Source organism: Bradyrhizobium sp. Tv2a-2 (assembly GCF_000472425.1).
Classification (GTDB): domain Bacteria; phylum Pseudomonadota; class Alphaproteobacteria; order Rhizobiales; family Xanthobacteraceae; genus Bradyrhizobium.
Map to the genome: position 1 here is coordinate 15,028 of NZ_AXAI01000008.1, position 14,487 is coordinate 29,514.

Here is a 14,487-nt window from a genome sequence, read left to right on the forward strand (position 1 = left end):
GATCGAGGATCAGCGCAGCGGTGAATGTAATTGAACTTATGTAACTGCGTTTTTGCATCGGAATTTTTGCTCAGTGGTGGGTTTGGGAAATTCGGGATTTCAGTACCAATCAGTATCAAGGAGTAAAACCAATGTCCGCAGATCTACGGGAAAATGACTTTGAAGAGAACCGGCTAAATCATGGAAGCGAGAATTACGGGCTTCAGATCGGGCCGAACAGTGTGCCGACGTTGCAATTGCATCAGCTGTCGGAGCCTTGGCCACGCGGCGGCAGAGTCAAGTCAGCGATCAACCGCGCCTCTAAGCTCGTCGGGCTACCTTTTTGGAGATGCTACGAAATCTGGTACGGGCGCGCTCGCACCATAACGCAGCACGAGTTGCATCTGATCGCTGCCGCAATTCAAAGAAAGCAGGAAGAGGATGACTGGAATGAACTGTGCGCGCTCAAAACAAAAATCGAAATTCTGGAGGCGCGGCTCAATTCGGGTAGTCAGGAATTCCGTGGCGCGGACGTTAACCAGCTTCGCGCGCAAGATTGTTGAACTGGCGGAGCGTGTGGCTCTATGAATGCACTTCCAACCAACATCGACATCGCCAAAGCTCGCCTGCCTGCGACGTATGAGCAAGCGAAGATTGCGCTTGCCTCGTGCGCTAGCATCGACGAGTGCCAAGACTGGGCGAACAAGGCAGAGGCGCTCGCGTCTTATGCCAAGATGGCCGACGACGATAGCTTGCGCACTCTTGCTGACCGCATTCAGGCCCGTGCGGTTCGCCGCATGGGCGAGTTGCTGAAGACATTTAACGCTCAGGGCCGACGTTCGGACGAACCTATCGTGGGCACCCACGAAAAGTTATCTCAACGGGAGGCGGCGGACAGGGCGGGTCTTTCTCCGCATCAAGAGTTGCAGGCCGTCCGCGTTGCCAACGTGCCTCAAGAAAAATTCGAGGCCGCCATTGAGGCACCTAAACCGACTACCGTCACTGCGCTCGCAGAGATGGGCAAACAGATTCGCGCCGTGCCGGCCGAGAGCTTCAAGGCGGCCACGCACGCAATTGGTGCCGTTAAACGTTTCAACGAATTCTGCGCAGCCAACGATCCGGCGACTGCGCCATCTTCGTTCACAGACCCGACCCGCCTCGCGCGGGCTAGCAATCACATGGGCAGGCAATGCGCATCACATGGACCGACGAAATAATCGAAGAACTGAAGCATCTTTTCATTGAGAGGAGATTCAGCAAGGGCGCGGTAGCAAGGTTTTTTTCTGAAAAGCTCGGCATCGAGGTGACCCGCAACGCGATTGTGGGGAAGCTCAACCGGCTTGGCATCAAGCGCGAGGGCGTCACGCAGTTTTGCGCCGAGCGCAAGCCGCGCCTGTTTCAGCCGAAGCCGTCGCGACAGCCATTTGTCCCCCAGGTCGTCGTCACCGAGCCTCGCATGGTGCCGTTCGCCGAGCTTGGCGACGGCGAGTGCCAGTACGAGTGCACGAACGCTGATGGCGTCGGTGACTGGCTATTCTGCGGGAATCCCTGCAAGTCCGGCTCTGCGTTCTGTCGCAAGCATCATGGTGTCGTCTGGGTCCGCGCCCGCAAGGCGAGAGTCGGGGAGGCGGCATGAGCGAGGACGGCCTCAAGGTCGAGCGGGCCATGGCGTTGATCCAAGAGGGCCACGACCGCAGCACAGTGGCGCATCTCATGGGCTATGCAAGCGTCCAGTCTGTCCACAACCTCATTTACGAAGGCAAGGAGAGGCAGAAGTGGCGGGCGAAGGTGGCCGTCAACCCGGCGCTCGATCGGAAGTTCAAGAACGTCGAGCGCGTCAGGAAATACATGGAGGAGAACGTCGGCTGCTTGAAGAAGCAGATCATGCTCGATTTATGCTTGTCACAGCACACCGTTGAGCGGGCCATCAGAATCATAAACGAGGGGCTGGAGTGATGGCGCATCGTCCCCCGCTCAAAAATCCGCGACCGTCAAAGGTCCTGCTGCGCGACGAGATACTCAATCGCGTGCTGGCGCAGCACAGGGTCGAGGCAATCGACTTCTTCAGCACATGCCGGGCTGGGGACTTAACTGCGGCCCGCCGAGCCGCCGCTCAAGAGCTGAAGGCAGCCGGGTTTGCCGTCACGCGCATCGCTCACATTCTCCGGCGCAACCACAGGACCATCGGATATTATCTGTATGGGGGCTCGAATGATGCCAGGCGCAATCGCTCCCGCACCTATGAAATGCTGAAGGCGCTGGACCCCTCAACCATGGAAACGGTGTTGGCCATCGCCAAGGCCGAGGGGGTTTCGCCCTATGTGTTGATCCGCGAGTGGATCGCCGAGCGCGCGACATATGAGGCCGCAGCGAAGGCGAGGGCAGCATGAGCGAAGAGTATCGCATGATCTTCTTTGAGCCAGAACCGGACATCACGGTTTTCGAACTGGCTGTCTTCTTTGCGAACGTGGGCGGAGATCAGGCCCCAGTCTCAGGCATCCTTTGCACAAGGTCTGACTGGGAAGGCATGGGCAAGTCGCGTCGACACTGGCGGCTGGAGAGTCCCTGGTCATGAGACGCCTCACCTCCGCAGACGATCCCCGCATCATGGCCCTATGGAAAAAGGGATTGAATACCGCGACCATCGCGCGAGAGCTGAACTGCCGCGAGTTCGAGGTCGCCAATCGTCTGGCGATCATCCGAGGCTATGCCCCGCGCAGTGAGGGGCCGAATAGCATCGTGGGGCAGATTGCGGGGGATCCGCCGAAAGGTCGTAGCGCATTGGATCAGATGGTGCGGCGGGAGGGCGGGGAATGAACGAGCGTTTTGTCATAACCGGCGCTTCGCCCGATGAACTTTGGCCACTTGTGCGCGACTTCCACTATTCGGGTCGATTGCCGGCCAACATTCAACATTCTTATGCGGTGCGCAGGTCTGGCGGCCTCTTCGGAGACACCGGCGAACCAGTTGCCGGAATAATTTTCACGATCCCGCCGACAAAGTGGGCTGAAGAAGTAATCGAATTAGCGAGATTGGTACGCCACCCAAATTACGATGAACCGTTAAGCCGACTTATTTCCTTCGCCTTGGGCTGGCTAAAAAAGTCTGGCTGGAATTTGGCTGTAAGCTTTGCTGACTGGACCCAGCGCCATCATGGCGGCATCTATCAGGCCGCAGGCTGGAATTATAACGGCAAGCGTGAACCGGCTATGGATGGGTTGGTCATTGATGGCGTATTTAAGCCGGGGCGTTCCTGCAATTCGGCGTTTGGCACAAGGTCGCCAGAAAGGATCAAAAGCGTCCTTCCAGAAGCCTCCATCGCCCCCCATTGGGATGAAGGCAAGCACCTTTATTGGAAACCGCTTGCCATTTCTGGGCGGTCTAAGGCCAAGCGGCTTGGCCTGAAGAACCTTCCTTATCCAAAACCTATTGCGGCTAGTCCATCGGACGAGCGGCTTCCCGGCCGTGCGAGCCTCGTGCAACCCGAGGCGGCCGCTCCATGACCGCGATCTGTCCCTGCTGCGGCAATGAGATGCCAATTGGCCGGAGCGTCCAGTTCAGGCTCGAAAGCCACACGCTGATCAGTTCCGACTATGCGGTGGTCTTCACCGCCTTTGAGGCCGAGATATTCGACCTCCTCTGGAAGAATCGGAACACGGGCCGCGTGGTTACCGGCGAAGCGATTTTTGATCGTCTCTATGCGCTGGACCCGAACGGCGGGCCAGACACCAAAGTGACGGACGTTTTGATCAACCGGATGCGCCGGAAGCTCGCCGAGACAGACATCGAGATCGCAAACGTCTATGGCCGTGGATTTTTCCTTCGCAGCAAGACCAGCAAACAGGAGCAAATCGCTTGAGTACAGCCGCCGCACTTAAACCCGACCCCATCAAGAACACCCCAGCCGAGGATGACGTAACCGCCGTCAACCTGCACAAGATCCGCTTCGCTCAAGACAGAGTCGGGGGCGCCAAACTTGTTCTCAAGGAGACTCAGAGCCACGCCGAGGCCAAGGGGATTCACCTGAAGGCGGCGAAGAAGGCCTTCGCCATCATCGATGCTGGCGACGCCGAAGCGTGGCTGCAAGAGACCAGCAAGATCACGACTTACCTTCGTATTCTCCGTCATGGTGTGCGGGACGGGCAGTTGAGCCTGGATCTGGAGTCCAACCTCGCGCCGATCGATGAACGGGCTGAGTTGGACGGGCGCAGTCATGGCCTCGATGTCGCGCCGGGTATTGGTGAGTCGGACAACCCGCACGATCTGACGACCAGCAACGGACAAGCGTGGCTTCGCGGATTTCGCCAAGGAAGGACGGAGCGCGATCTCATATTGAGCATGCGTGACGACGTTGGCGAGGACGAGCCCGCCGCAGAGGAAGATGAGGACTGATCATGAAACACAAAATCCGTAGCATCCACTTGTCAGAAGTAGATGGGCGCCAGTTCATTTATCTATGCGTCAGTGACGATGAGTTTATTCGCTATCACGTCCTTCCAGTCGATATTTCAGAGGAGGACGAGGGGTGGCTGATCCTGAACATGGGCGGGAGCGGTGGCGGGTCTCTCCGAATCCCCCAATCCGCACCGAGGCAAGCCGCATGATCAGCATCATCGCCGTGCTCTGCAGCCTTGCCAGTCCTGGCACCTGCCACGAGCAGTTCGTCACGAACTCAGACTTCGCCGAGATCTCGATGCAGTCCTGCCTGATGGGTGCACCGCAGCTGGCTGACTGGATGAAGCAGCATCCGGCCGAGCGCCTCGCTGGCTGGAAATGCCGGATGGGCAAGCAAGAGAGCAGGGGGGCATGATGATTAAACTCGTCCTCACATGTTCGGCTTGTCCCGAACAATACGATGCCTTTCTCAATGGAGCGCAGGTTGGCTATCTCAGACTCCGGCATGGGGCATTCCGGGTGGATTTCCCGGACCACAACGGCGAAACGATTTATGAGGCTAGCCCACAGGGCGATGGATGCTTCGACGAAGACGAGCGCGACTACTATCTTCGCTTTGCCGTTGATGCGATCCTAAAGCGGTTGGCGGTTGGTAAATACGAGAAGCAGGAAGCGCCAGACGTTCAGTATGAGATTGAGGGTCGGTCATGATTACCGTCACCCTCTCCGGTGATCCGCAAGGCAAGGGCCGTGCTCGAGCATTCCGTCGCGGCAGCTTCATAGGCCACTATACGCCAGAGAAGACCAGAACCTATGAGGGGATGATACGCACCGCCGCGATGGACGCTATGGGAGATAATGAGGTTATCCCGGGCCCCGTCAAGTTTGTCCTAACGGCGATATTCTCTGTGCCGGCAAGCTGGTCGCGCAAGAAACGGGAAATGGCGTTGGCTGGCCAACTTTTGCCGACCAAGAAGCCCGACCTCGACAACATTGTAAAGGCATGGACCGATGCGATGAATGGCGTGGTGTTCGCTGACGATTGCCAGATCGTTCATGTCTCATCCTCGAAAAGCTACGGCAACACGCCCGCGGTTATCGTTACCGTCAAGCCGCTCGCGCAGGAAGCCGCCATGGATAGTGCTGCATAGTTCTGACAATCGGCAGGGGAAACCATCATGTGCATCCATATAAGTGAAATAAACTCCACAGGCGACGCGATCGATTATCTCTCCGCCCATGGCTGGAAGCCAAGCGAGGCGGTGGAGTTCGTCGGGCTGCTCTGCAAGATCGCGAAGAAGCCGCGGGCGGTGTCGGCGTTACGGCCAGCGACCGAACTCAGGCAGGTCAAGCGATCATTCCCGCCCGACTTCGTACTGACGCCGGAATTGGTGAAGGTGGCCACAGATCGCGGCTTTAATCTCGCTGATGTGCATGAGATGTGGGGACATTTCCGCGACCATTATTTGGGTAATGGCAAGTCATTCTCGGACTGGGCCGCCACATGGCGCAACTGGGTGCGGAAGGCGGTCGAGTTCAAGAATCGTGACCAGCGCAACGCCACCCCGGCAATGGACTGGAGGGCGTGACGTGGCTCTTAAAACACACTGCATTCATGGCCACGCCTACACTGAGCAGAATACATACTGGAAGAAAATACGCGGCAGCTTATTCCGCTGCTGCCGCACCTGCAAACAGGATGGAGAACGTCGGCGCTATCCATCAAAAGACAAGACGCATTGTCGTCGCGGCCACCTATACGACGAGCAAAACACATTCTGGAAGAAGTACGGTGTTTCCCGTTTCCGCGTCTGTCTTGCCTGTAAGCGGGAGTGGGACAATCGTCGTGCCAAGCCGCGTGTTCTGAAGCCCGTTCCGGCACCAAAGCCGAAGGAAAAGACGAGGCATATCGTCTCAATAACGAGGGCTGAGGTGATCGATTGGTATTTGCTCGGCTGGCGCTTCGTCGGCTTCCAAGGCGATCTCTGCACCTTCGAATGGCGGAACGAGCGGGAGCCGCGATGGCCGGCTGAGATGAGGAGGGCTGCATGAAGAAGCCAACCGCTGCGCAATTCTTTATGGCGTATGGGCTCGTGTGGGCATTCGGCATCTTTTTAATCTGCGTCTACACGGGCACGAGTGGCCCTTTAGGCCTGTCGATACTGTTTATAAAAATGTCCTGTTACAACATAGCATTCGTCGTGTTCAATCTTATCGGCACAATGATCGCGGCGGCGACCGGTTGGACGCCGTGGCGGTCATGACGCTCGACGACGTCCTGATCGAGCTGGCCAAGACCGGCTGCTCCCCAATGTCCTTCAAGGGGCAGAAGAACTTTCGCTGCCCGCAATGCAGTCATCTCCGCAAGGCGCACAACAAGCGCAAGCGGTGCATGACGGTGCGGTCAGAGTCTGATGGGTTTCAATTTTGCTGCCATAACGCACCATGCCAATTCCGGGGTGGCCATTATTATGACGAACCAAACGCTCGGCCATCACGGAGTCAAAGCATTAGAAGCAAGGGGAATCGACCCAGAAATAGCCGCCCGATTGAATCTCTATACAGGTAGAGAAGGCAATGGCGGCGAAGTCATCCCCGACGAAAATGGCAACGTCGTCTGCTTCCCATTTCTGGAAGACGGCATTGTCGTTGCGGAGAAATATCGCGCGGCTGGAAAGCGATTTTGGCAGCGCGTTGGTGGCAAGCGCACGTTCTACAATGCCGACGCGCTCAATGATCCTGCGCTGGAGTCTGGCTCCATGGCGCTAGTGGTGACCGAAGGAGAGATCGATTGTCTTTCGGCGATCACGTGCGGCTTCCCGCTCGCGGTCTCGGTCCCTGACGGCGCTCCGTCGCCTCCGAAGGAGAAGAGGGAGGAAGGCGAGACAGACGATACGTCGGGTAAATTCGAGTTCATGTACTTGAACCGCGACCGATTGAAGAAGATCAAGAGTTTCATCATCGCGGTAGACAACGACGCACCGGGCAAATATCTCGCGGAGGAGTTGGTTCGTCGTCTCTCCGCTGCCCGGTGCTCGTTCGTTGTCTATCCAGAGGGCTGCAAGGATCTCAATGACGTACTGATGAAGCACGGGCAGGAGGCGGCATACAATGTGCTGGCCAATGCCAAGCCGTACCCGCTGAAGGGTGTCTATTCGCTCAGCGACTATCCCGACAAACCGCCGATCCAGACATTCTCGACGGGGTGGCCCACGGTTGATGCCCACTATACTCCTTTTGCGCCGTCACTCACGGTCCTCCTCGGCCTGCCGGGTTCCGGCAAGTCGACGTGGCTCATGAACCTCTGCGTCAATCTCGCCGATATGCACGGCTGGAAGGCCGCGATCTTCACACCGGAGATGCCGATCGTCCCGAACATGCGCGATGTCATGCGCTGCATTGTATCGGGAGATGATGTCGAGCGGCTGACACCAGCACAGGTCGCCAAGGCAGACCGATGGATCAACCAGAACTTCGTCTTCATCGACTTCGATGTTTCTGGAGAGGATGAAAAAGACCTGACGCTGGAGTGGTTGCTGGACCGCGCCTATGACGCCCTGATGCGCCACGGCATCCGTGTGCTGGTGCTGGACCCGTGGAATGAGATCGAGCACGCCAAGGAGGGCCGCGAGAGCACGACAGAATATACCAACAAGGCGTTGCGCAAGCTGATCAAGTTCGGTCGGCGGCATGGCATCGCCACGTATCTGGTCGTCCACCCGACGAAGGACGTGGCTCACGGCGGCAAGACGAGAATCCCAACGCTCTATGACGCGGACGGCTCGGCTGCATTTTACAACAAGCCAGACTTCGGGATCATCGTCGACCGCGATCCAAGCAAGCACGACAAGACCGACATCTACATCAAAAAGGTCCGCTTCCGTGGCACCGGCGAAAAGGGCCACGTCGTCATGAAATTCAACCGGGAGAACTCGCGGTTCGAACTGCTCGATGCGAGTCCGTATCAGGAGGGGATGTGATGAGCAGCAAGCTGGAAGAGGTGGCTAGGGCGATAGCCATTGCGGAGCATAATTGGTGGCACGGGAAAGAGGAACCGAAAGAACGGCTGTCGCTCACATTGGCCAGCGTGGCGATCGATGTGGCCGACAAGTGGGAGGCGGATGAGCGAAGGCGAACATGCAAGCATTGGAATCGCGTGGGCACCGGCTCCATCGGTAGCGATGGTTCTGGTTGGTCAACTTGGTACTGCCAAGAGTGCGGCGCATCTTACGACAGCAGGAGCACGGCGCAGGCCGGGGAGGGCCGTTCCTCCCGTGAGGAGGGCTAATCATGACTCGAGACGAAGCAAAGACGATCATTCACAAGGCGTTTGACTATGATCGGGCGGATTTGCTGACGCCAGAGAGTTTGCTGGGCTGTTTCGTTCAGCTCGGCCTGCTCAAGCTGGAGGAGCCAGACATTGACGAGGGCGTTGGGCAAATCTTCAAAATCAGTAAGTTCATGAGCTATTTCAATTTGGATCACCGCACGCCAGCGCAATTGATTAGCGCCCTCGACCGCGCCGGGCTGGAGATCAGGGAGAAGTCGTGACCGCCACTCTCAACACCATATGTGCCGAACTAGGCGTTGGGATTCTTGAGCCTCGCCAGCAACGCCAGCGGGGGCCCAATCAAACATGCGCGGTTGGTACTTTGGAAGAACTATTGCGCGACGAGGGCTCCGCGCATCTGCGGTCTGTGTTGATGACGATTGTCGAGAGCAAAAACAACCGGATGGCATTGGTGCGTCCGATTCTGATGGCGGTGAGCGATGTGCTCAGAGCCCACCCGACCTGGCTCGGTAGCAAGTGGTTCGATCTATTCGATGAGATCGATCTCGTCTCCCTCTATGAGAAAGCGAAGGCCGATCGCGAGGCGGTGGCGCCGAGGTGGCTGATAGGCGGGATGATTTTAGAGCGGCTTCGGCCGCATTTTCATGAAGAGGCGCAACCAACTCTATTTGGAAAGGGGTAGGCCATGTGGTCCATTGAAAGCATTCAGGCGAGGTGGAGGGAGGCCGCAGACGTCGAGAGGCGGCTACAGGTCAAGGGTATCCCTACAAGCGGGAATGCATGGCCTGTCTATACTTGGGACAGGACCCAGTGGGACGATACCGCCCACAGCGACCTAGATGAGATGTGGCGCAATCGTCGCGTGACGCGGAGCGACGAGCTTTCGCGCTGGGGTGAGTGCTATTTCGAATGGCACATGAAGCTGGTGCCGCTCGATCGTCGCGAATTGATCTGGGCGTGGGCGCGTTGGGCGGCGGACGTTGATCCTCGTCCTTTTTCGAAGATTTGCGATCACAATGGATGGGCGCGAGCGACGGCATACGCTAGGCTTGAGAGGCTTTGGGACCATCTACTTTTCAATTTTGGCAATGCTTTCATTCCCTTCCGCCCGGCTGCTGACAGGTGGGCTAGACTTGCGAGCCAGCCGATCGTAATAAACGAAGCAAGGGTTGCGGATTGTGCCCCGGTGAAGCACGCGGCTTTCATTTCCGAAAAATCGACCGACACTCTAAAGACGCCAGATGCCATTGCGGCATTCGTGGCCCATCTTGAAGATGTCAATGAGCATCGGCGCAGGGCGCTGGTTAAGCGCCTCGGCCGGGATATGGCGGCGTAGAACAACATGCGTCGCCGCAAATCGTCATTTCTAAGATATGAACTCGGCGGCGCCAATATGCGCCGAGATGAGGCTCTATCTGATTACATCTATTCTGCCCGTACCGCCGGATCTGGTAGGGTTGGGCAGAGCAAGCTTTCCAATAAACTGCTGACCTCTCATTTGAGGATGAGGACGGCCGTCTATGCCATCGGTCCCAGGTCTGGACCGCCGGTGAAGATTGGATTTAGCGGCAGGCCCGCCGTTCGTTTGGTGGACCTGCAGATTGCAAGCCCGACAGATATCCGTTTCCATTTGGTGTGTTGGTTGCCAACCAAGAGCGATGCGACTGCGCTTGAGGCGAGATGCCACCGGATGTTGAAGGAATCTGGACATCATATTCGCGGAGAGTGGTTCAGCCTGACGCCGATTGAGGCCGCCAAGGTAATAGATCGCGCATCCATCGATGTCGGGTGCCAACTGGTCCCTCATAGGGATCTTATCAAAACGTTCCCGCTACATGAGGACCCTCTAGAGGGGTGTTTTTGGTAATGGGCGAAGTCGTAAAGTTCCGCCGCGCCCGCTTCGCCGGCTTCATCCCCGATGACCTCGGCGACCGTCCACGCAAGCACAACCCGCACAGCCCAATGCATACCGCGCCATTGCTGCGGCCGGGACGTGATGCGGGATCGATCGGACTGATTGATTTTGCCAAGAGCGGCGCTCCACCGGTGCCAGACCTGGCCGAACCGACATTCCGAGAGATCCCCACTATAGTGGACGACGAGGCATATCAGCGTTTGATCGCCAGGCGCTGGGGTGATGCCGAGCCGCAGGACTGCGCATGAACCCGATCGCTTTCCCCCGCATGAACTTGGATATGCTGGCTGCGGCAGTGGATGCGCAGAAACCTCAGCCAAGAGATGTGGCGCGGTATGTAGTACTGAGCCTCAATATCGATGGCGCTCTTATCCGCGAGTCTCTTATTAAGTCTTGGAAGCCGACGTGACCCGCGACGGTGCCATAGCGCTGCGCCGTGAAATGCTCAAGCGAGCGCGCCTATGGTTCTTCCGTGCTGGTAATTCAGCTCTTCCGTCGTCTGATCGTTATGACGCTGCTGTTCGCGGCGATCATTGTCTTGATATCGCAAAAGAGGCGGATGAGTTCATTAGAGAGTGTGCGGGAGTCTAAATGAGGCGCTGGTTGCTCCGCTGGATTTGTTGTCGATGTCCAGATTGCGGCTGCGTCTTAATGGACTGGGCTAGGCATAGCTCATGCGCGGTCTGCCCAGTGTGCGATTTGTTGTGAGGGAGTGATGCGGCATTTGTACTGGCTGTGGGTTAGCTTTGCTCTCATTTTGACGGCCATGATTTTGGTGAACGTCGCCCGCGCGCATGATCATGAGCATCCCGATCTGAGTAGCTGGTACTCCAATCTGAAGGGCCGCGGACCTTGTTGTGACGGCTCCGAGACGGAGATGAAGCACCTCTCCGACGTCGAATGGAAGAGCGAGAACGGCCACTATCAGGTGCTGATCAATCAGTACATGGACGGCAGCGGCCAGAACGTCTGGGTTGATGTGCCGGATGATGCGGTGATCAAGGAGCCGAACCGGGACGGCCGTACGTTGGTCTGGCCGATCTGGGGTGACAGGCCGCAAGTGCGCTGCTTTCTGCCGGGGGCGATGGGCTGATGAAGTTCATCGAGCTATCCTACCGCCAACAGTCCCACATCGTAAACGTGGACCATATTGCGTGGTACGACGACCACAAGGTGATGCTGCCGACGGGCAACACATTGATTGTCGAGCAGTCTAAAGCCCAGATCACCACGATGATCGAGGCGATTGGAAATTCGTTGAGCTGCGTGCTTAGGCTGCCGCAGAACTAACCGGAAGTCAGGAAATGTCGCGGGTAAGCGGGCGGACGAAGTTCTTTAGATGTGAGGCCCGCGACGGGAGTGCAAAGGGCACCGGCTTTGGGTTCATAGCCTGCGACGACGGGCAGGAGGTCTTTGTTCATCGCTCCGACCTTGGCCAATCTTGTTTCCAGGCCATTATCCCCAATGGGACGCCGCGCTATACCTTGATGGAAGGCCAGGCCGTCACGTTTGAGATTGCGGCGGGAGATCGCGGTCCGAAGGCCATACGAGTCGAGCTTGCCGCCACCACCTAATCCGCGCGAGAAGCTCGCGGCGATGCTGGATGACATTGCGGCGGCCTCCAAGCAGGCCAGAATCCAGATATCGGTCTTCAGGGATGTCGCCAATAAGCGAGATTTTGACCTTCTTGACCGGATATTCGGTGATCTAATCGACGTCGAAACATCGATTCAGCGGTTTGTAAGGTAACCGCCCCATGCCGTGCCGTGCCTTGCATCGCCTAGCATCGCCCGGCCCTGCCTTGCCGAGCCCCGCCTCATGGAAACGATATAGCACAACAGAGGGGCGAAGTCATGCTGAAAGCCCTTCTGAGTTATCTTTCAAGCATCGCATCGCTCGCATCTCGGATCACCGCTCTAGAGAAAAAGGTAGCCGCAATGTCTCAGGAACAGACCGATCTCTCCGCCGCAGTTGCAACCCTGACCGCCGCCGTCAATGGTGCTGTGACTGAGCTGCAGACGCTTGCCGCTGCGGTCAGTGCCGCCGCTGGTTCTGGCGATGCTGCCGCGATGGAAGCCGCTGCGACCAGCCTGAACGCGCTGGCGACCACGCTGAGCAATGCGACGAGTTCGGCTGCTTCGGCTGCCAACCCGGCTCCGGCGGGCTCCTAAGCATGATGCGGCCAGCAAAGATAGCCTTAGCGCTGGCCGCCTGCCTGCTGCTGTCCGCCGACACCATGGCGGCCAATATGAGCAAGTGGCTGCCGAACCACGACCGGACTCCGGGCGCGGTCAATCCTGACATCACCCAAGACAACATCGGCGAGACCATTTGCGCCAACAGCCGCGGCGGGCACTGGTCGACCAAGTCAATCCGGCCGCCTGCGAGTTACACGACCAAGCTCAAGAAGAAGCAGCTCGCCGACTGGGGCTACGAGGACAAGAATCCTCGGCACTATGAGGAAGATCACATCATAAGTTTGGAGATCGGTGGGGCTCCCCGCGATCCCAAGAACCTATTCCCCCAGCCATATGCAGGCGAGTGGGGCGCAAGGGTAAAGGACAAGCTCGAGCAGCGCCTGAATAAGCTGGTGTGTGATGGCACGCTGACGCTCAAAGAGGCTCAGGCCGCCATTTCCTCCGACTGGGTGGCCGCCTACCGCAAATTCGTGAATTGATCAGGCCTTGATCGCCATAAGGGATTTGACGAATCCGAGCGACTTCTCGCGCTCGATCTTGGCCTCGGGAAACATCGCCGAGAATTCACCGATGGTCAGCAGCCGCCAATCCGGCGAGGTCTGTTTCGGCCAGAATGTGTTGGTGAGCCGCAGCAGGGCAACCAGAGCGGGGCGGGGCAGGAACACGATAAGCCCCGGCAGCCAGCTATGGCTTTCAAGGATGAAATACCGATAGGGCGTCTGGACATAGTATCGCTTGGCGATGCGGCGGATTTCGTTCGCAAATGCCCATTGGTGCTGACGCCCGGTGGTCTCGAAATACGGCCCGCTCCTTGTCCACTCCACCGCGTCCTTGGGGCCGGTGACGTGCTCGAGGACGGACGAGCAGAACACGAAGTCAAAGTTCTGGTCGGGAAAGGGCAGCGTTCCGATGCCGTCAACCAGCTGAACCGTCTCATATCCATGCCGTTCCCGCGCCTGTCGGAGATCGTCCTCCAGAATATCGGCAATCACCACCTTCCTGTGGTCCGGGAAGATGGAATGGAAGTGGTCACCAGTGCCGCCGCCGAGGTCGAGGACCAGATTATCTGGCTCCAGCTTGACGTGCTTCGATAGCGACTCAACTCGTTTGGCTCGTGCGCTCGCTGAATAGCGCATTGCAATCGTGACGAGTGGACTCGCTGTAGTCTGCATACTGGCCATATTGAATCCTCTGATTGTTGAAACCTTAGCGAGTCCAGAGGATTATAGGCAATTGGGGATTGTGGGGTAATACCTTTGAATTCTCGAATTCTGAACAACGGCTTAGGGTCCGCGTGATGGCGGCGTATCTCGACAATTACTGGATTGTTTGGCCGGTCGGCATTGCGCTGTGGCTGATCATCGGCTGGGCCGAGTTCGGCTATTTCGAGACCAAGGCGCTGGATAACCCGACGCCGACCCACATCACGCTTTCCTATTTCGTGTTCTACGTGACGAGCAAGTTCCCGCTGGCGACGTTCTATGGCGGTTTGCTGCTTGGCCTATTCGTCGGCTCGTTATCCACGCATTTCTGGTGGCACTGGCTGCCGCCTGGCGCGGTGAGCGCTGGCTAAAGACATGCCCTGGAACACTGTCGAAGATCTTTCGCCAGAAGAGGAACTAGAGCGGCGCTGGGCCAACAGTTGTGCGCTCACCCACATTCAGACGGCGCTTGAGTATCAGCGGCACAGCGAGGAATCTCGCGAGCGT

The 14,487-nt window shown here is 57.6% G+C and carries 31 protein-coding genes; 30 read left to right on the forward strand and 1 reads right to left on the reverse strand.

Translation table 11 applies throughout. The features are described 5' to 3' along the window. Positions 1 to 131 precede the first annotated feature (131 nt). From A3AI_RS0117270 to A3AI_RS0117405, 29 genes are all read left to right on the forward strand, one after another. On the forward strand, positions 132 to 542 hold the full coding sequence (locus tag A3AI_RS0117270; protein ID WP_024516800.1) for a hypothetical protein: 411 nt from the start codon (positions 132 to 134) through the stop codon (positions 540 to 542). 21 nt (positions 543 to 563) lie between these two features. After that, positions 564 to 1,196 carry a hypothetical protein gene (locus tag A3AI_RS0117275; protein ID WP_024516801.1) on the forward strand — a complete coding sequence of 211 codons (633 nt, stop codon included), beginning with the start codon at positions 564 to 566 and terminating at the stop codon, positions 1,194 to 1,196. Then, entirely contained in the window at positions 1,169 to 1,615 is a 447-nt protein-coding gene (locus tag A3AI_RS45290; protein WP_024516802.1) for a GcrA family cell cycle regulator, read from the forward strand. The genes A3AI_RS0117275 and A3AI_RS45290 overlap by 28 nt, the downstream gene beginning before the upstream one ends. Next, positions 1,612 to 1,935, forward strand: coding sequence for a hypothetical protein (locus A3AI_RS0117285; RefSeq protein ID WP_024516803.1), 324 nt, complete (start codon positions 1,612 to 1,614; stop codon positions 1,933 to 1,935). Before A3AI_RS45290 ends, A3AI_RS0117285 begins: the two co-directional genes overlap by 4 nt. Continuing rightward, the gene (locus tag A3AI_RS0117290) at positions 1,935 to 2,369 is read left to right on the forward strand and encodes a hypothetical protein (protein ID WP_024516804.1); all 435 of its coding nucleotides are present in this window, start codon (positions 1,935 to 1,937) and stop codon (positions 2,367 to 2,369) included. The genes A3AI_RS0117285 and A3AI_RS0117290 overlap by 1 nt, the downstream gene beginning before the upstream one ends. Then, positions 2,366 to 2,554, forward strand: a complete 189-nt coding sequence (locus A3AI_RS42865; RefSeq protein WP_036048631.1) for a hypothetical protein — start codon at positions 2,366 to 2,368, stop codon at positions 2,552 to 2,554. The genes A3AI_RS0117290 and A3AI_RS42865 overlap by 4 nt, the downstream gene beginning before the upstream one ends. Beyond that, positions 2,551 to 2,796, forward strand: coding sequence for a hypothetical protein (locus tag A3AI_RS0117295; protein ID WP_024516805.1), 246 nt, complete (start codon positions 2,551 to 2,553; stop codon positions 2,794 to 2,796). The genes A3AI_RS42865 and A3AI_RS0117295 overlap by 4 nt, the downstream gene beginning before the upstream one ends. Continuing rightward, positions 2,793 to 3,482, forward strand: a complete 690-nt coding sequence (locus tag A3AI_RS47605) for a Mom family adenine methylcarbamoylation protein (protein WP_156927822.1) — start codon at positions 2,793 to 2,795, stop codon at positions 3,480 to 3,482. Before A3AI_RS0117295 ends, A3AI_RS47605 begins: the two co-directional genes overlap by 4 nt. Continuing rightward, positions 3,479 to 3,838, forward strand: a complete 360-nt coding sequence (locus A3AI_RS0117300; RefSeq protein WP_024516806.1) for a helix-turn-helix domain-containing protein — start codon at positions 3,479 to 3,481, stop codon at positions 3,836 to 3,838. Before A3AI_RS47605 ends, A3AI_RS0117300 begins: the two co-directional genes overlap by 4 nt. Next, positions 3,835 to 4,371, forward strand: a complete 537-nt coding sequence (locus tag A3AI_RS0117305) for a hypothetical protein (RefSeq protein WP_024516807.1) — start codon at positions 3,835 to 3,837, stop codon at positions 4,369 to 4,371. The genes A3AI_RS0117300 and A3AI_RS0117305 overlap by 4 nt, the downstream gene beginning before the upstream one ends. Positions 4,372 to 4,579: 208 nt before the next feature. Beyond that, entirely contained in the window at positions 4,580 to 4,789 is a 210-nt protein-coding gene (locus A3AI_RS0117310; protein ID WP_024516808.1) for a hypothetical protein, read from the forward strand. After that, the gene (locus A3AI_RS42875; RefSeq protein ID WP_024516809.1) at positions 4,786 to 5,085 is read left to right on the forward strand and encodes a hypothetical protein; all 300 of its coding nucleotides are present in this window, start codon (positions 4,786 to 4,788) and stop codon (positions 5,083 to 5,085) included. Before A3AI_RS0117310 ends, A3AI_RS42875 begins: the two co-directional genes overlap by 4 nt. Continuing rightward, on the forward strand, positions 5,082 to 5,525 hold the full coding sequence (locus A3AI_RS0117320) for a RusA family crossover junction endodeoxyribonuclease (RefSeq protein WP_024516810.1): 444 nt from the start codon (positions 5,082 to 5,084) through the stop codon (positions 5,523 to 5,525). Before A3AI_RS42875 ends, A3AI_RS0117320 begins: the two co-directional genes overlap by 4 nt. 27 nt (positions 5,526 to 5,552) lie before the next feature. Beyond that, the gene (locus A3AI_RS0117325; RefSeq protein ID WP_024516811.1) at positions 5,553 to 5,963 is read left to right on the forward strand and encodes a hypothetical protein; all 411 of its coding nucleotides are present in this window, start codon (positions 5,553 to 5,555) and stop codon (positions 5,961 to 5,963) included. 1 nt (position 5,964) lies between these two features. Further along, on the forward strand, positions 5,965 to 6,426 hold the full coding sequence (locus A3AI_RS47610; RefSeq protein ID WP_036048636.1) for a hypothetical protein: 462 nt from the start codon (positions 5,965 to 5,967) through the stop codon (positions 6,424 to 6,426). Beyond that, the gene (locus A3AI_RS0117335) at positions 6,423 to 6,638 is read left to right on the forward strand and encodes a hypothetical protein (RefSeq protein ID WP_024516812.1); all 216 of its coding nucleotides are present in this window, start codon (positions 6,423 to 6,425) and stop codon (positions 6,636 to 6,638) included. Before A3AI_RS47610 ends, A3AI_RS0117335 begins: the two co-directional genes overlap by 4 nt. Positions 6,639 to 6,788: 150 nt before the next feature. Further along, complete coding sequence (locus A3AI_RS0117340; protein ID WP_084800952.1) at positions 6,789 to 8,354, forward strand: AAA family ATPase; 1,566 nt, start codon at positions 6,789 to 6,791, stop codon at positions 8,352 to 8,354. After that, positions 8,354 to 8,662 carry a hypothetical protein gene (locus A3AI_RS0117345; protein WP_024516814.1) on the forward strand — a complete coding sequence of 103 codons (309 nt, stop codon included), beginning with the start codon at positions 8,354 to 8,356 and terminating at the stop codon, positions 8,660 to 8,662. Before A3AI_RS0117340 ends, A3AI_RS0117345 begins: the two co-directional genes overlap by 1 nt. Positions 8,663 to 8,664: 2 nt before the next feature. Beyond that, the gene (locus tag A3AI_RS0117350) at positions 8,665 to 8,925 is read left to right on the forward strand and encodes a hypothetical protein (RefSeq protein ID WP_024516815.1); all 261 of its coding nucleotides are present in this window, start codon (positions 8,665 to 8,667) and stop codon (positions 8,923 to 8,925) included. After that, the gene (locus A3AI_RS0117355; RefSeq protein ID WP_024516816.1) at positions 8,922 to 9,347 is read left to right on the forward strand and encodes a hypothetical protein; all 426 of its coding nucleotides are present in this window, start codon (positions 8,922 to 8,924) and stop codon (positions 9,345 to 9,347) included. Before A3AI_RS0117350 ends, A3AI_RS0117355 begins: the two co-directional genes overlap by 4 nt. A 234-nt stretch (positions 9,348 to 9,581) precedes the next feature. Next, on the forward strand, positions 9,582 to 10,001 hold the full coding sequence (locus tag A3AI_RS47615; protein ID WP_156927823.1) for a hypothetical protein: 420 nt from the start codon (positions 9,582 to 9,584) through the stop codon (positions 9,999 to 10,001). Between the two features lie 168 nt (positions 10,002 to 10,169). Further along, entirely contained in the window at positions 10,170 to 10,532 is a 363-nt protein-coding gene (locus A3AI_RS50255; protein ID WP_502685751.1) for a GIY-YIG nuclease family protein, read from the forward strand. Further along, positions 10,532 to 10,828 carry a hypothetical protein gene (locus A3AI_RS0117370; protein ID WP_024516819.1) on the forward strand — a complete coding sequence of 99 codons (297 nt, stop codon included), beginning with the start codon at positions 10,532 to 10,534 and terminating at the stop codon, positions 10,826 to 10,828. Before A3AI_RS50255 ends, A3AI_RS0117370 begins: the two co-directional genes overlap by 1 nt. Then, a complete protein-coding gene (locus A3AI_RS47620) occupies positions 10,825 to 10,989 on the forward strand; it encodes a hypothetical protein (protein ID WP_156927824.1) in 165 nt (54 codons plus the stop codon). Before A3AI_RS0117370 ends, A3AI_RS47620 begins: the two co-directional genes overlap by 4 nt. A 468-nt stretch (positions 10,990 to 11,457) precedes the next feature. Continuing rightward, positions 11,458 to 11,673: a hypothetical protein gene (locus A3AI_RS0117380; protein WP_245286910.1), complete on the forward strand. Its 216-nt coding sequence runs from the start codon at positions 11,458 to 11,460 to the stop codon at positions 11,671 to 11,673. Continuing rightward, positions 11,673 to 11,870 carry a hypothetical protein gene (locus A3AI_RS0117385; protein WP_024516821.1) on the forward strand — a complete coding sequence of 66 codons (198 nt, stop codon included), beginning with the start codon at positions 11,673 to 11,675 and terminating at the stop codon, positions 11,868 to 11,870. The genes A3AI_RS0117380 and A3AI_RS0117385 overlap by 1 nt, the downstream gene beginning before the upstream one ends. A gap of 14 nt (positions 11,871 to 11,884) precedes the next feature. Beyond that, a complete protein-coding gene (locus A3AI_RS0117390) occupies positions 11,885 to 12,154 on the forward strand; it encodes a cold-shock protein (protein WP_024516822.1) in 270 nt (89 codons plus the stop codon). 279 nt (positions 12,155 to 12,433) lie between these two features. After that, a complete protein-coding gene (locus A3AI_RS42885; protein WP_036048638.1) occupies positions 12,434 to 12,751 on the forward strand; it encodes a hypothetical protein in 318 nt (105 codons plus the stop codon). Between the two features lie 2 nt (positions 12,752 to 12,753). Beyond that, the gene (locus tag A3AI_RS0117405) at positions 12,754 to 13,257 is read left to right on the forward strand and encodes a hypothetical protein (RefSeq protein WP_024516824.1); all 504 of its coding nucleotides are present in this window, start codon (positions 12,754 to 12,756) and stop codon (positions 13,255 to 13,257) included. On the opposite strand, the gene A3AI_RS0117410 is transcribed toward A3AI_RS0117405, so the two are convergent. Continuing rightward, positions 13,258 to 13,959 carry a class I SAM-dependent methyltransferase gene (locus A3AI_RS0117410; protein ID WP_245286911.1) on the reverse strand — a complete coding sequence of 234 codons (702 nt, stop codon included), beginning with the start codon at positions 13,957 to 13,959 and terminating at the stop codon, positions 13,258 to 13,260. A gap of 116 nt (positions 13,960 to 14,075) precedes the next feature. On the opposite strand from A3AI_RS0117410, the gene A3AI_RS0117415 reads away from it, so the two are divergent. Further along, positions 14,076 to 14,351, forward strand: a complete 276-nt coding sequence (locus tag A3AI_RS0117415) for a hypothetical protein (RefSeq protein WP_024516826.1) — start codon at positions 14,076 to 14,078, stop codon at positions 14,349 to 14,351. The last annotated feature ends 136 nt before the right edge of the window (positions 14,352 to 14,487 follow it).

Coding starts and splice junctions, on each gene's coding strand:
- A3AI_RS42865 (WP_036048631.1), top strand. CDS start 2,366: ATGAGCGAAGAGTATCGCATGATCTTCTTTGAGCCAGAACCGGACATC.
- A3AI_RS47615 (WP_156927823.1), top strand. CDS start 9,582: ATGAAGCTGGTGCCGCTCGATCGTCGCGAATTGATCTGGGCGTGGGCG.
- A3AI_RS0117410 (WP_245286911.1), bottom strand. CDS start 13,959: ATGGCCAGTATGCAGACTACAGCGAGTCCACTCGTCACGATTGCAATG.
- A3AI_RS0117320 (WP_024516810.1), top strand. CDS start 5,082: ATGATTACCGTCACCCTCTCCGGTGATCCGCAAGGCAAGGGCCGTGCT.
- A3AI_RS0117340 (WP_084800952.1), top strand. CDS start 6,789: ATGGGTTTCAATTTTGCTGCCATAACGCACCATGCCAATTCCGGGGTG.
- A3AI_RS0117380 (WP_245286910.1), top strand. CDS start 11,458: ATGAAGCACCTCTCCGACGTCGAATGGAAGAGCGAGAACGGCCACTAT.
- A3AI_RS0117285 (WP_024516803.1), top strand. CDS start 1,612: ATGAGCGAGGACGGCCTCAAGGTCGAGCGGGCCATGGCGTTGATCCAA.
- A3AI_RS0117350 (WP_024516815.1), top strand. CDS start 8,665: ATGACTCGAGACGAAGCAAAGACGATCATTCACAAGGCGTTTGACTAT.
- A3AI_RS0117370 (WP_024516819.1), top strand. CDS start 10,532: ATGGGCGAAGTCGTAAAGTTCCGCCGCGCCCGCTTCGCCGGCTTCATC.
- A3AI_RS0117270 (WP_024516800.1), top strand. CDS start 132: ATGTCCGCAGATCTACGGGAAAATGACTTTGAAGAGAACCGGCTAAAT.
- A3AI_RS0117385 (WP_024516821.1), top strand. CDS start 11,673: ATGAAGTTCATCGAGCTATCCTACCGCCAACAGTCCCACATCGTAAAC.
- A3AI_RS0117295 (WP_024516805.1), top strand. CDS start 2,551: ATGAGACGCCTCACCTCCGCAGACGATCCCCGCATCATGGCCCTATGG.
- A3AI_RS0117390 (WP_024516822.1), top strand. CDS start 11,885: ATGTCGCGGGTAAGCGGGCGGACGAAGTTCTTTAGATGTGAGGCCCGC.
- A3AI_RS0117345 (WP_024516814.1), top strand. CDS start 8,354: ATGAGCAGCAAGCTGGAAGAGGTGGCTAGGGCGATAGCCATTGCGGAG.
- A3AI_RS0117335 (WP_024516812.1), top strand. CDS start 6,423: ATGAAGAAGCCAACCGCTGCGCAATTCTTTATGGCGTATGGGCTCGTG.
- A3AI_RS0117300 (WP_024516806.1), top strand. CDS start 3,479: ATGACCGCGATCTGTCCCTGCTGCGGCAATGAGATGCCAATTGGCCGG.
- A3AI_RS0117415 (WP_024516826.1), top strand. CDS start 14,076: ATGGCGGCGTATCTCGACAATTACTGGATTGTTTGGCCGGTCGGCATT.
- A3AI_RS42885 (WP_036048638.1), top strand. CDS start 12,434: ATGCTGAAAGCCCTTCTGAGTTATCTTTCAAGCATCGCATCGCTCGCA.
- A3AI_RS0117405 (WP_024516824.1), top strand. CDS start 12,754: ATGATGCGGCCAGCAAAGATAGCCTTAGCGCTGGCCGCCTGCCTGCTG.
- A3AI_RS45290 (WP_024516802.1), top strand. CDS start 1,169: ATGCGCATCACATGGACCGACGAAATAATCGAAGAACTGAAGCATCTT.
- A3AI_RS0117290 (WP_024516804.1), top strand. CDS start 1,935: ATGGCGCATCGTCCCCCGCTCAAAAATCCGCGACCGTCAAAGGTCCTG.
- A3AI_RS47620 (WP_156927824.1), top strand. CDS start 10,825: ATGAACCCGATCGCTTTCCCCCGCATGAACTTGGATATGCTGGCTGCG.
- A3AI_RS42875 (WP_024516809.1), top strand. CDS start 4,786: ATGATGATTAAACTCGTCCTCACATGTTCGGCTTGTCCCGAACAATAC.
- A3AI_RS50255 (WP_502685751.1), top strand. CDS start 10,170: ATGAGGACGGCCGTCTATGCCATCGGTCCCAGGTCTGGACCGCCGGTG.
- A3AI_RS47605 (WP_156927822.1), top strand. CDS start 2,793: ATGAACGAGCGTTTTGTCATAACCGGCGCTTCGCCCGATGAACTTTGG.
- A3AI_RS0117275 (WP_024516801.1), top strand. CDS start 564: ATGAATGCACTTCCAACCAACATCGACATCGCCAAAGCTCGCCTGCCT.
- A3AI_RS0117325 (WP_024516811.1), top strand. CDS start 5,553: ATGTGCATCCATATAAGTGAAATAAACTCCACAGGCGACGCGATCGAT.
- A3AI_RS0117310 (WP_024516808.1), top strand. CDS start 4,580: ATGATCAGCATCATCGCCGTGCTCTGCAGCCTTGCCAGTCCTGGCACC.